At 72.8% G+C, this 12960-nt stretch carries 11 protein-coding genes; 4 read left to right on the top strand and 7 right to left on the bottom strand.

Translation table 11 applies throughout. The annotated features are described in order from the left end of the window. Positions 1-162 precede the first annotated feature (162 nt). A complete protein-coding gene (locus IFR11_RS16280) occupies positions 163-1494 on the top strand; it encodes an aggregation-promoting factor C-terminal-like domain-containing protein (RefSeq protein ID WP_191915333.1) in 1332 nt (443 codons plus the stop codon). A 110-nt stretch (positions 1495-1604) separates the two neighbouring features. Here IFR11_RS16280 and IFR11_RS04370 read toward each other — a convergent pair whose 3' ends face one another. Beyond that, positions 1605-3569 (bottom strand): glycosyltransferase, encoded by a 1965-nt coding sequence (locus tag IFR11_RS04370; protein WP_342030240.1) that lies wholly within the window; start codon positions 3567-3569, stop codon positions 1605-1607. 133 nt (positions 3570-3702) lie between these two features. Here IFR11_RS04370 and IFR11_RS04365 point away from each other — a divergent pair, with 133 nt between their 5' ends. Further along, positions 3703-4314 carry a DedA family protein gene (locus tag IFR11_RS04365; RefSeq protein ID WP_191915332.1) on the top strand — a complete coding sequence of 204 codons (612 nt, stop codon included), beginning with the start codon at positions 3703-3705 and terminating at the stop codon, positions 4312-4314. Positions 4315-4427: 113 nt separating this feature from the next. Continuing rightward, positions 4428-5210 carry a DNA/RNA non-specific endonuclease gene (locus tag IFR11_RS04360; protein WP_191915331.1) on the top strand — a complete coding sequence of 261 codons (783 nt, stop codon included), beginning with the start codon at positions 4428-4430 and terminating at the stop codon, positions 5208-5210. A gap of 97 nt (positions 5211-5307) precedes the next feature. Here IFR11_RS04360 and IFR11_RS04355 read toward each other — a convergent pair whose 3' ends face one another. The 3 genes from IFR11_RS04355 to IFR11_RS04345 all read right to left on the bottom strand — a co-directional run bounded on the left by IFR11_RS04355 (position 5308) and on the right by IFR11_RS04345 (position 8006). Continuing rightward, a complete protein-coding gene (locus IFR11_RS04355) occupies positions 5308-5910 on the bottom strand; it encodes a class I SAM-dependent methyltransferase (RefSeq protein ID WP_191915330.1) in 603 nt (200 codons plus the stop codon). A 247-nt stretch (positions 5911-6157) separates the two neighbouring features. Continuing rightward, on the bottom strand, positions 6158-6802 hold the full coding sequence (locus tag IFR11_RS04350; protein ID WP_055835059.1) for an FMN reductase: 645 nt from the start codon (positions 6800-6802) through the stop codon (positions 6158-6160). Between the two features lies 1 nt (position 6803). Next, the gene (locus tag IFR11_RS04345; RefSeq protein ID WP_156458772.1) at positions 6804-8006 is read right to left on the bottom strand and encodes an LLM class flavin-dependent oxidoreductase; all 1203 of its coding nucleotides are present in this window, start codon (positions 8004-8006) and stop codon (positions 6804-6806) included. A 180-nt stretch (positions 8007-8186) separates the two neighbouring features. Between IFR11_RS04345 and IFR11_RS04340 the strand changes: the two genes are divergently transcribed. Beyond that, entirely contained in the window at positions 8187-9239 is a 1053-nt protein-coding gene (locus IFR11_RS04340) for an acyltransferase family protein (RefSeq protein ID WP_191915329.1), read from the top strand. An 85-nt stretch (positions 9240-9324) separates the two neighbouring features. Here the strand turns inward: IFR11_RS04340 and efeB are convergent, their stop codons facing one another. From efeB to efeU, 3 genes are read right to left on the bottom strand one after another with little or no spacing between them, the layout of a single operon-like run. Then, positions 9325-10629, bottom strand: coding sequence for an iron uptake transporter deferrochelatase/peroxidase subunit (efeB, locus tag IFR11_RS04335; RefSeq protein ID WP_342030244.1), 1305 nt, complete (start codon positions 10627-10629; stop codon positions 9325-9327). Between the two features lie 2 nt (positions 10630-10631). Next, on the bottom strand, positions 10632-11861 hold the full coding sequence (gene efeO / locus IFR11_RS04330) for an iron uptake system protein EfeO (RefSeq protein WP_055835050.1): 1230 nt from the start codon (positions 11859-11861) through the stop codon (positions 10632-10634). Beyond that, a complete protein-coding gene (efeU, locus tag IFR11_RS04325) occupies positions 11858-12862 on the bottom strand; it encodes an iron uptake transporter permease EfeU (RefSeq protein WP_191915328.1) in 1005 nt (334 codons plus the stop codon). The genes efeO and efeU overlap by 4 nt, the downstream gene beginning before the upstream one ends. Positions 12863-12960 lie beyond the last annotated feature (98 nt).

The following is a 12960-nucleotide window of genomic DNA, read 5'->3' as shown; positions in this document are numbered from 1 at the left end:
CGGCAAACGACGGGGAGTCCACCACAGGGGACCAGCGTCTGCCGGCCTGCTCCGTGAGCTCATGTGTAATTGAGCGGATGCCAAGACGGCATCGTCCTCACCCTACCAGCGCCGCGCGGAACGGGGTGGTCACCGCACGGCTTCGTGCTTTAGCGTGACCTCATGGGCATCATCCGTCGCAGCAGTCACACGCTCCTCGTGTGCGTGCTCCTCGGCGCGGCGATGGCCCCTCTGTCGGCCGCCGCCGCCTCACCCGCCACCGCGACGAGGGCCGTGAACGCCGCCGTCGATGAGGCTGCCGTCGCCCAGGTGAAGCAGGCGCTGGATGCCGCGGAGCAGTCCGCCGCGTCGGCGTCGCGTCGCGCGCTCGACACCTCGGCGACCGCCGAGCGCACCCGTCTGCTCGCGGAGTCCACCGCCGCCCGCGCCGAGACGCTGACGGCGCAGAGCACCGCCGCCGACGCGCACCTCTCGTCCACCCGCACCCGGGCGGGCGCCAGCGCCTCACGCCTCTACCGCACCACCGGGGGCGGCCCCCTCGTGGCGCAGCTGTTGACGGGCGCCGATCCCGACTCCTTGCTGTCGCGTCTGGGCATCCTGGATCGGATGGCGACCGTGGCGGCGCGCACGGCCGGCCAGGCCCGCAGCGCGGCCGACGTCGCCACGTCTCTGCGCGCCCAAGCGGAGCAGGCCCGCGCCGAAGCCGCACGCCTGGCGGCCGAGGCGCAGACGACGGCGGCCACCGCCGCCGCCGAGGCCGCGACCGAAACGGCGACCGTCGCCGCCGCCCAGGCTCAGCTGAACGACCTGTACGCGCAGCTGGCCGAGTTGCGGCGCACGACCGCCGAGCAGGAGCGCGCGGCGCGCGAGCGCGAGAAGGCCGAACGCGACGCTGCCGGGCCCGGCGGATCGACCGGCGGCGGTCCGGGCTCCGGGGGCGAGGGCGGTGGGTCCGGCGGCGGCTCGGACTCCGGCGGCGGCGACTCGGGCGGCGGGTCCACTCCCGGCGGCGGGTCCGGCGACGGCGGCGGCTCCGGGGGCGGGTCGAATCCCGGCGGCGGGAACGGCGGCGGCTCCGGCAGCGGCGGCGGGAACTCAGGCGGCGGCGGGAACTCCGACGGCGGCAGCGGCGGAAACGGCGACGGCGGCTCTGACGGCGGCACGACGGCCCCCGCCGGCCCGGTGATGAGCCCGAGCGAGGCGCGCACCCACGCGCGCGGAGCGATCAGCGGCTACGGCTGGGGCGACGACCAGTTCTCGTGCCTCGTGTCGCTGTGGAACCGCGAGTCGGGCTGGCGGGCCGACGCTCTGAATCCCGGGAGCGGTGCCTACGGCATCCCCCAGGCCCTTCCCGGCGAGAAGATGGCCTCGGCGGGTCTCGACTGGCGTTCGAACGCGGCGACCCAGATCTCGTGGGGCCTGCGCTACATCGCCGACCGCTACGGCAGCCCCTGCGGCGCATGGGCGCACTCGGAACGCACCGGCTGGTACTGACGCGGCCCCGCCGCCCGCTAGCTCACGAGACCACCCGTCCTTCGCGAACGCACGGGCCGTGGCGTGTGCTCTCGACAATGCCACCACGACGTCCGCGACAGGCGCGCTCGTCAGACGGTGCGGGTGCGCTCGCGATCGCCGCGGGTGGGCAGCTCGACGTAGCCCGCGTGCTTCGCCCGGATGCCGTCGCCCGCGGTGCGTCCGCGGACGCGGCGCCACACCCACGGCAGGGCGTCGCGCGTGAGCCAGGCGCCGTGCGGGGCGTCATCGTCGGCGTGCAGCGCCTCGTCGAGTCCGAGCAGCGCCGACGCGTCGGGCACCCCCAGGGCCTCGGCCGCGCGATACGCCACGAGGCGATGCCCGGCCGAACGCAGGTGCACCAGATCGTCGGCCCAGTGCGGCAGCTCGCCGAGGTCGGCGACGGCCTCGAGGTCGAGCAGGATCGCACCCTGCTCCTGCGCGATGCGCCGCAGCTCGACGTTGTACGTCGCGAAGCGTCGCGCGAAGATGCGGGCCGCCGCGCGTCGGGGCAGGAAAGTCGTCACCAGGAGCACGTCGGCGCCCGTCCGGCGGATCGCGCGCACGGCGGACTCGACCTCGGCGACGATGGCCGGGATGACGGGCGCCGGTCCCACGAGGTCGTTGGCGCCGATGAGGATCGACACGAGGTCGGGCTCGAGGGCGAGCGCCGCGGGGACCTGCTCGTCGATCAGGTGACGCACCCGACGACTGCGCACGGCCAGGTTGGCGTAGCGGAAAGGGCCCGCGTCGCTGGTGTGCGCCAGCAGCTCGGCCAGACGATCCGCCCACCCGCGGTACTGCCCCGCCGGCATGCGCGACGCGTCGCACAGGCCCTCGGTCAACGAGTCGCCGAGCGCGACGAAGCGCGTCCACCGCCCTCGGGTGCGGGATGCCGACAGGGCGGCCGGTCGGGTTCCCCCGCGCAGCAGCATGCTGTCGTCGACGGCGCGGAGGGCGACGGCATCCTGGTAGTGCCCGACCAGGTCGCGGGTGAGGGCCTGCCAGGTGCGCCCCTGCACCGCCTCGCGCGCGGCGCGGGCGAACGCGCGGCGCTTCGACTCGTCGCCGACGAGATCGGCGACGCGGGCGCGCAGGTCGTCGAGGTCGCCGGGACGGTACAGCCAGCCGTCGACGCTGGAGCGCACCAGGTCGAGCGGCCCGCCCACGCCGGTCGCCACCACGGGAACACCGCTGGCGAGGGCCTCCTGGATGGTCTGGCCGAACGTCTCGCTCTCACCCGGGTGCACGAAGACGTCGAAGCCGGCCATGGCCTGCGCCAACGCCGCACCCGACAGGTGCCCGGTGAAGACGGCATCCGGAATCGCCCTCTCGAGCGCGGGCCGCGAGGGGCCGTCGCCGACGATCACCAGGCGCGTCCCGGGTACGTCGGCGAGCGCGCGCAGGTCGTCGACCTGCTTCTCGGGGGCGAGGCGCCCGACGTACCCCACGATGCGTTCACCGTTCGGGGCCACCTCGGCCCGCCACGCGTGGTCACGGTGCTCGGGCGCGAAGCGGACGGCATCCACTCCCCGACCCCAGCGGCGGATGCGATCGACCCCCAGACCCTCGAGCTGGCGCGTCGACGCCGACGACGGCGCGAGGGTGAGCGTGGCGCGGCGGTGCAGGCGGGCGACGTGCCCGGCGACGAGCGCCGTGGCGTGGGGCAGACCGTACTTCTGCGAGTAGGCGACGACGTCGGTCTGGTAGACCGCGACCGAGGGGATCCTCAGCGCGTCGGCGGCGGCGAGCCCCTGCCAGCCGAGCACGAACGGGGATGCCAGGTGCACCACGTCGGGATCGAAGTCGCGCAGGAGGGCCCCGAGGCGGGCGGCCCGGGCGAACACCACGCGCACCTCGGGGTACGACGGCAGCGGCACCGAGCGCAGCAGCTCGGTGCGCGCGCCGTGCAGATCGGCGGTGACATCGCCCGACTTCGGAGCGATGACCAGGGTCTCGTGCCCCGCCTCGGCCAGATGGCGCAGCACATGCAGAACGGAACCGGTGACCCCGTTCATGTGGGGAAGGAAGGATTCGGCCAGCAGCGCGACTCTCACGCCTCCAGGGTGGGACCTCGGGCGGGCCGGTGGGGGCCGGATCGGGGCCAGGTTCGCGATGTTCACCCGATGCTCCGCTGGGCGTCACCGCCGCGTGGGCGGGGCGTCTCGATCGGCGGCGGAGAGTGACGGAATGGACGGTGTCGACGCGTGGCTGCAGGCGATCGCCGCGAGCCCGTGGGCCCTGCTCGGCATGGCGGTCCTCGTGTTCGCCGACGCCTTCCTCGTCGTCATCCCGGGCGAGGCGGCCGTCACCGCCTTCGGGGCCCTGGCGGTGTCGCACGGCACGCCGCCGCTCGCCGGGGTCGTGCTCGTCGCCGCAGCCGCGGCCTTCGCCGGCGACGCCTGCTGCTACCTGGTCGGTCGCACGGTCGGCGTCGAGCGCTGGGCGTGGATGCGCCGCCCCCGCGTGCGCGCCGCCCTCGACTGGGCGCGGGCACGCCTGGAACGCAACGCCGCGGTCGTGCTGTTCACCGCGCGGTTCGTACCGTTCGCGCGCCTCGCGGTCAACCTGGCCGCGGGCGCCGCGCGGGTGGCTCCGGCGCGCTACCTCGGGGTGGCGGCGGGCGCGGCGCTCGCCTGGGCGGCGTACCAGGCCGTGATCGGCGCGATCGTGGCCGCGGTGGTGCCGGGCGGGCCGGTCGTCGCGGTGGTCGTGTCGATCGTCGTGGCGGTGGGGATCGGCGTGGGGATCGATCTCGTGCTGGCGCGTCGCGCGAAGCGCAGGGTGGCGTCGCGGGGCTGATCGTCGGCGGCGGATGCCGGACCCCGGGCGCGACGCCGGACGGGCCGGGTCTTCACACGACGTTCTCCGCGCGCGTCTGTCGCGATGTCGGAGGCCCCGGGCAGCATGGGGGCATGAGCGACGGCTACGACCCGGACTTCCTCGGCATCCCCCTGCCCCTCCCCTCCCCCACCGCGCCGGTCACCCGGCTCGACTACCCGCGGTTCTCGGTGCTTCTCGACGAGGAGAGTCGGTTCGCCGCCGTCACCGGCGTGGTCGTCGACGGGGCGACGCTGCGCGAGCAGCCGCGCACGGGCGAGTGGCGGCTCGATCCGCGCGTCTCCGCCGACGCGCAGGCGGGACCCGAGGTCTACAGCCGCAACGACCTCGACCGCGGCCATCTCGTGCGGCGGCGCGATCCGGGCTGGGGCTCGGCGTCCGAGGCTCGAGCTGCCACCGAGGCGACGTTCTTCTACACGAATGCCGCGCCCCAGGCCGCGGGTTTCAACCAGTCGAAAGAGCTCTGGCTGGGTCTCGAAGACCACGTGCTCGCCTACGCCGAGACGACCGACCGGCGTCTCGCGGTGTTCACCGCCCCGGTGCGGGGCGCCGACGACCCGCCGTATCGCGGCATCCGCGTGCCCCTGCGGTTCTGGAAGATCGCCGCCTGGCGCGACGGCGACGCCCTGGCGGCGGCGGGCTTCGTGCTCGATCAGAGCGCGCTCGTCGACACGCGGCAGGCTCTGACGGTGGCACCGCTCGAGGCGTTCCGCACGTTCCAGGTGCCCATCGCCGACATCGCGGCCGAAGCGGGGGTCGACGCGGGGCCGCTGCAGGCCGCCGACACGTTCGTGCGGCGGGGGCTGCGCCCGGTCGCGGCGCGCGAGCTGCGCAGCACGGACGACATCGTGCTGTGAGGCGAGCGCTCGCGCCGACGCCTCGCTCCCCCGCGCAGCACGGCGGCTCGCCCGTCGACGCCTCCGCGAGCGACGACCCCGCGACGTCGGGGCCGCGTCAGCCCACCCGCACCGCGTGCAGAAGGGTGTCGATCGCGGCGGAAGCGTGCCCGCCCCGCAGCTCGGCATCGGCGCTCGTGCGCGTGATGCGCTCGCAGCGCTCGATGCGGAACCCCTCGTCGAGGGCGCTGCGCAGCAGTTCGGGCGTGTACAGGATCGCGGGGTCGGTCGGTCCGTGACCACCGGCGGCGATGTTGTCGACATCGTGACCGATCACGACGAGCGAACCCCCGGGTGCGACCCACTCCGCGATCCGTGCGACGGCGACGGCGCTGTCGGGCAGGTGCAGGTAGCACGACACCACGAGGTCGACGGGAGTCGCGGGCTCCCACTCGTGCACGTCTGCGCGCGTCCAGGTGACCGCGTCGCCCCCGGGCCGCGCCGCGGCGAGCGCGAGACCGGCGCCCGAGAAGTCGACTCCCGTGCAGGTCCAGCCGCGCCCGGCGAGCCACAGCGCCGTGCGCCCGTCGCCGGTCGCGACGTCGATGGCGGTTCCCGGCGGCAGCGTCGCCGCGATCTCGCGCACGGCGGCGGGCGGCTGGGTGGCCCACACTCCCCCGGCCGAGGCGCGGTATCGCTCGTCCCACTGCGCGGCATCCATCGCGGCTCCTTCTGCTCGCCCCCACCCTAGGGCGGGTCCGCTCCGGGCCGGGTGCACGGGCTCAGCGATCGGCCGGTCCTCGAACGCGCGCGGCCGCCCACTCCCACGCCACAACCTCAGCGATGTGCACAACCTCAGCCCGAACGGGCCCCTCCCGACTGAGGTCGTGCGCATGACCGAGGTTGTGCGCGACCCCGCGCACGACGACGCCCCGCCGCCCGCGAGGGCGACGGGGCGTCATACGGGGTCACTCCCCCGACAGACCACCCAGCAGGTGGCCGAACGAGCGGCCCTCGCCGAGGTACGACGACGGGTCGAACGGATCGGCGTCGCGTACCGGCTCGCGCGCGGCGATCGCGTCGGCGAACTCCCGGGCTCCGCGGTCGACGCGCGAGCCCAGCGGGGCGACCTCGTCGGCGTTCGATCCCCAGTCACTGGATGCCGCGAACACTCCGGTCGGCACGGGATTGGCGTGCAGGTAGGTGAACAGCGGCCGGATGGCGTAGTCGATCGCGAGCGAGTGGCGCGCCGTCCCCGCGTTCGCGCCGATCAGCACGGGCGTGCCGTTCAGCGCCTGCGGGTCGAGCACGTCGATGAACGACTTGAACAGGCCCGAGTAGCTGGTCGAGAAGATCGGCGTCACGGCGATGATGCCGTCGGCCGACACGACCGTGTTGATCATCTGCTCCAGCGCCGGGGGCGCGAAGCCGGTGAGCAGGTTGTCGGTGAGGTCGTGCGCGTAGTCGCGCAGTTCGAACACGTCACTGGTGGCGTCGATGCCGCGCTCGCGCAGCTCGGCCAGAGCCGCGTGGGCGAGGCGGTCACCGAGCATGCGCGTCGACGACGGCGTGGACAGGCCCGCGGTGATCACCGCGATGCGGCGGGCGGCCACGTCAGGCCCCCACGCGCGTCGCGGCGGAACCGAAGGCGCTGCCGGCCTTCGCGGCATCCTGGTACGGGCTGCCCGCGGTGAGGTTGTCGCCGCGGTTCGCGGCGGGAACGGCCTGGCGCGGAGCGGCACCGGCATACGCCTTCTCGACCATGTTGGCGTGCGTGGGCGCGTCGGGCACCTCGGCGGGGCGGTTCTTCTGCAGCTCCTTGCGCAGCACCGGCACGACCTCGGAGCCCAGGATGTCGAGCTGCTCGAGCACGGTCTTGGTGGGAAGCCCCGCGTGGTCGATGAGGAACAGCTGGCGCTGGTAGTCGCCGTAGGTCTCGCGCATCGACGCGTAGCGGTCGATGATCTGCTGCGGCGAGCCGACGGTCAGCGGGGTCATCTCGCTGAAGTCCTCGAGGCTCGGGCCGTGGCCGTAGACGGGGGCGTTGTCGAAGTAGGGGCGGAACTCGCGCACGGCGTCCTGCGAGTTGGAGCGCATGAACACCTGTCCGCCGAGTCCGACGATCGCCTGCTGGGGCGTGCCGTGGCCGTAGTGGGCGAAGCGCTCGCGGTACAGCGTGATGAGGCGCTGGTAGTGCTCCTTGGGCCAGAAGATGTTGTTGGCGAAGAAGCCGTTGCCGTAGTACGCGGCCTGCTCGGCGATCTCCGGAGTGCGGATCGAGCCGTGCCAGACGAACGGCGCCACGCCGTCGAGGGGACGCGGGGTCGAGGTGAAGCCCTGCAGCGGGGTGCGGAACTTCCCCTCCCAGTCGACGACGTCCTCGCGCCACAGCTTGTGCAGCAGGTCGTAGTTCTCGATGGTCAGGGGCAGACCCTGGCGGATGTCCTTACCGAACCAGGGGTACACGGGTCCGGTGTTGCCCCGGCCGAGCATGAGGTCGGCGCGGCCCCCCGACACGTGCTGCAGCATGGCGAAGTCCTCGGCGATCTTCACCGGGTCGTTCGTGGTGATGAGTGTCGTCGAGGTCGTGAGGATGAGGCGCTCGGTCTGCGCGGCGATGTACGCCAGCGTCGTCGTGGGCGACGACGACCAGAACGGCGGGTTGTGGTGCTCGCCGAGGGCGAAGACGTCGAGGCCGACCTCTTCGGTGTGCTTCGCGATGGTCAGCGTGTCCTTGATGCGCTGCGCTTCGCTGGGCGTCTTACCGGTGGTCGGGTCCTGGGTGATGTCGCTCACCGTCATGACGCCGAACTGCATCCCGGGCCAGTTGTTCGTCTCGTTCACCGTGCTCATCTGAATCAGTGCCCCTCTTATTTGTATGCAACTGAATATACATGCTCCAACGTTCGAGGCCGAGCTTTATTCCGCGTTACCTCATCGGCATCCGGTATCCACCCCCGTGGACCGCCGCTCCCGGCGCGGATATCGTCGCTGGCGATGACGACACCGACCCGTGTGCCCTTCTGGGACAACGCCCGCTTCGCCGCGATCGTGCTCGTCGTGTTCGGTCACGCCGTGCAGCGACTGACCTACGATTCGGATGCCGCCGAGGCGCTGTACCTGCTCGTCTACGCGTTCCACATGCCCCTCTTCGCCCTCGTGGCGGGCTACTTCTCGTCGTCGGCCGAACCGACCCGCCGACGGATGGCGCGACTGTTCACCGACCTGATCGCGCCGTACCTGATCTTCGAGACGCTCTGGACGATCACGCAGCTGCTCGTGACCGGCCGGACCGACCTCGATCCGGCGCAGCCGTCGTGGACGCTGTGGTTCCTGCTGGCGCTGGCGCTGTTCCGACTCGTGCTGCCCTACCTCGCGCTGCTGCGCGCGCCCGTGCTGTGGGCGTTGGCGATCGCGATCGTCGCCGGGTACCTCCCCGGCATCGACTCGACCCTCTCGCTCTCGCGCTTCCTCGGTCTGCTGCCGTTCTTCACCCTCGGGTGGTGGCTGCGCGAGCGCGACGTCGTCGCGCGCCGGGGGCTGCTCGACGCCCGACCGGTGTGGCTGCGCGTCGTCGCCGTCCTCGTCCTGGCCGGAGCCGGGGCGATCGCGTTCGCCTTCGTCGATGTCTGGCGCGACGTGCGCCTGGGCACGTGGTTCTTCTTCGTCGACACGTACGCCGACCTGGGCGCCCCGCAGTGGTGGGCGGGCGGGGTGCGGCTGGCGATCATCGCCCTCGCGCTCGTGCTGATGACGGCGTTCCTGCTGCTCGTCCCGCGCCGCGAGACGTCGTGGACGCACCTCGGCCGGTACACGATGTCCGTCTACCTGCTGCACACGTTCGTGCTCTATCCGTTCCGCCAATCGGGCGTCCTGCGGGGTCTCGAACCCGCGGCGCTGTGGATCCCCCTCATCGCCGTCGCGAGCGTGGCGATCGCCGTCGGCCTGTCGAGCCGGCCCGTGCGCCGACTCACCCGCCCCCTGGTGGAACCCCGGATGCCGTGGCTCTTCCGCGACCGGGAGCTGGGGGCGGGTCGCGGGTCGAGGTAGGTGTCCCTCAGCGCCCCGCGCGCGTCACGGCGTCGTCGGCGGGCTCAGCCTCTCGCGCCGAGCCCTCGGGCGAGACCGGATCCCCTCACGCGCCGAGCAGCCCCGCCCCCACCGACTCCCCCGCGGCCGGCGCCGGCGGTACGACCCACAGCCCCGACCCGACGTGACGGACGTACTCGTTCATCGCATCGGTCGACAGGGACCGCTGCAGGGTGACGTAACGGTCGGGGGCCTTCTGGAACGACAGGAAGAAGAGCCCGGCGTTCAGCCGCCCGAGGTCGGTCGTCCCGTCGACGAAGTTGTACCCGCGGCGCAGGATCTGAATGCCGCCGTTCGTGTCGGGGTGCGCCAGGCGCACGTGGCTGCGCGGGTCGATGCGCGGTTGCCCCGCGGCATCCGTCGCCTGGAAGTCGGGCTTCGTGAACTCGTCGCCACCCGAGAGCGGCGCCCCCTGGCCCTTGTCGCGGCCGATCACGCGGTCCTGCTCGGCGAGGCGGGTGCGGTCCCACGTCTCGATGAGCATCGCGATGCGCCGCGCCACGAGGTACGACCCGCCGACCAGCCACGCCGGGCCCTCGGATGCCGACACCCAGACGTTGTCGTCGAGAGCGGCGGTGTCGTCGGCGAGCACGTTGGCCGTGCCGTCCTTGAATCCGAAGAGGTTCCGCGGGGTGGCCTGCGCGGCCGTGGTCTTGGACGTGCGGCCGAAGCCCAACTGCGACCACCGGATCGTCGCCCGCCCGAAGGCGATGCGGCTGAGGTTGCGGATCGCGTGCACGGCCACCTGCGGATCGTCGGCGCAGGCCTGGATGCACAGGTCGCCGTCGGACCGCAGCGGATCGAGGTCGTCGCCGAGGAACGCCGGCAGCCGCTCGAGCCCCGCCGGACGCTGCCCCTCGAGGCCGAAGCGCGCGTCGAACAGGGTCGGGCCGAAGCCGAACGTGATCGTGAGGTTGCTCGCGGGCAGCCCCACCGCCTCGCCCGTGTCGTCGGGCGGCGCCTGCGGCGACCCGCCGACCGCCCCCGTCGCACTGACGTCGAGCCCCTGCATCATTCGGGTGGCCGCGTACGTCCAGTCCGACAGCAGCTCGGCGAGATCGTCGCGGGTGGTGCGGGCCATCATGTCGTACGAGGCGAAGTGCAGGTGGTCCTGCACCGGCGTGGTGATGCCGACCTGGTGGATGCCGGAGGCCGGGGCCGTGGCATCCATCGCCCGCCGCGCCTGATCCTGACCGTACGCGGCACCGCCCGCGAACCCGCCGCCGGCGCCGACGGCGAGGCCGGCCGCACCCGCCCCGATCGCGAGCCCCATCAGGCCGCGTCGGGACAGGCCGGTGGCCTCCGGGGTCGGGTCGGACGCCGTGGTCGGGGTCTGCTCTTCGTCGGTCACGCTCACTCCAGAACGGTCACCGTGAGCTGCGAGAGCGGCTCGGCCAGCGCATTGATGAGATCGGTGAACTGGCGCTTGTCGGCGTCGGTGAGCTGCGAGTAGGCGACGAAGCCCGCGTCGGCCGAACCGTGCGCGGCCAGGGCCGCTTCGAGGTCGGCGTACCCGGTGTCGATGCGGGTGACCAGGGTCGTGCCCTTGTCGCCCTTCGATTCGGCGAAGTCCCGCACGAGCGAGAAGGCCATCTTCGAACCCTCGACGTTGGCGGCGAAGTCGTACAGGTCGGTGCCCGACCACCAGTCCTCTTCGCCGCTGATCTTGCCCGTGGCGACCTCGTCGAGCAGCGCGATCGCCCCGTTCGAGATGCCCGCGACGCCCTGCGCGTCCAACGCCTGCACGAACTCGTCGCCGTGCACGTAGTCGTACAGCTCCTGCGTGTCGGCGATGAGCTTGTCGCCGTAGGTGGCGCGCTCGGCCGGGGTGGACGGCGCCCAGTCCTTCCATGCCGGCGTCTCGCCGTCGGCGTTCAGCGCGTCCTGCGCGGGAACCCACAGGTCCTTCTCGATGCGGTGGAAGCCGGTCCAGTCCAGTCCCTCCGCCACGGCGTCGACCTCGCGGTAGTCGATGCGCGGGTCGAGGTCGCCCAGGGCCTCGGCGATCGGCTCGATGCGCTCGTAGTAGGCCCGCACGCGCGGGAACTGCGTCTGCGCAGCCGCGTCGTCGCCCGACTCGTAGGCGGCGGCGAAGGTCTGCACCGCGGGGAGCAGCTGACCCACCTGGTCCTTCACGAACGCGGCGTACAGGTCGACGGCCTGCTGCTTCTGCTCGGCATCCGGTCCCGTCACGGCCACGGCGTCGCCGGTGACCGAGAAGCTCGCCCGGCCCACGCCGTCGCCCACCATGCCGGGCTTGCAGAGGGTGAAGTAGTCGCCGGGCTGCGCGACGACGGTGAGGTTGCGCGAGGCGCCGGGGGCGATGTTCTCGACCTCGCCGACGATGCGCAGGCCGTCGGAGGCCAGCAGGTAGAACTCCGTCGTCTGGTCGCCCTTGTTGCTGACGTCGAAGGCGACGGTGCCGCTGGGGGCGGATCCCGCCGACACGGCGCACCCGTCACCGGTCGAGGTGACCGTGAGGGCACCGGAGGCGGCCGCGTCGGTCTTGGCGACGCAGCCCGAGAGGACGAGGACGGCCGCGCCGGCGACGGCCGTGGCCGCGAGGAGGCGAGTCGAGGTCATGATGCTCCATTCGGATGGGTGGATGCCGCGGCATCGGGTGCGCGAGCGGCGTCGAGGGTCTGTGGGGTGGGGTTCCCGCTCGCGTCCGGGGCCGCGTCGGCGGCGCGGGGCTTCGGTCGCCGGTTCGCGCGCACTCCGCGCACGAACAGCGGCACGACGATCGCGATGTACAGGGCCCAGGCGATGACCTGCAGCCAGGTCATGGCGGGCATGAAACCGACCGTGGCCTGCAGCAGCGCGGCGAGCGCTTCACCGGGGGCGATGGTGTCCGAGACGTCGAACGCCCAGCCGAAGGGGAACCCGCTCCAGCCCGTCGCCACGAGGCCGGTGACGGGATCGAGGGGGGCGGCGCTGCCGAAGGGGCCGGGAAGGGCACCGGCCTCCTGCAGGTCGTGCAGCGCATAGGCGAGCACTCCGGCGGCGACCACGACGAGGAAGCCCCCGGTCCAGGTGAAGAAGCGACCGAGGTTCAGACGCAGCATCCCCCGCGCGATCAGCCAGCCCAGCAGCACGGCGGTGATCAGGCCGACGAGCGCACCGAGCAGGGCAGCGGGCGTGTCACCGAAGGACTGCACCATCGACCAGAGCAGCAGCGTCGTCTCGACCCCCTCGCGCGCCACCGAGACGAAGCCGATCGCGACGATCGCCCAGACGCCGCCGCGGAGCGCCCTGTCGACGCCCCCCTCGAGACCGGCCTTGAGCGTGCGGCCGGCTCGCTGCATCCAGAAGATCATCCACGTGACCATCGCCACCGCGAGCAGCGAAAGCCCGCCACCGAGCAGCTCCTGCGCTTCGAACGTGAGCATGTACGCGCCGAAGGTGAACACGGCGCCGACCACGAGGGCGAGGGCGATCGCCAGCCCCACGCCCATCCAGAGCCGCGGGAGGGCGTCGCGACGCCCGAGGCGCGTGAGGTAGGCCACGAGGATGCCCACGACGAGCGCGGCCTCGAGGCCTTCGCGAAGGCCGATGAGGAAGGTGGCGAAGAAGCTGGCAAGCACGGGCGGGTTTCCGACTCTCGGGTTTCGGGTGGGGCGCCGCGGCACTGCGGGAAGGTAAGGACAGCCTCACCTGACCAGGACACGATACGCATCTCCCT

The sequence above is a fragment of the Microbacterium sp. CFBP 8801 genome, assembly GCF_014839455.1.
Classification (GTDB): domain Bacteria; phylum Actinomycetota; class Actinomycetes; order Actinomycetales; family Microbacteriaceae; genus Microbacterium.
The sequence above is the reverse complement of the archived record's forward strand: the minus strand, read 5'-3'. Positions and strand labels throughout refer to the sequence as shown.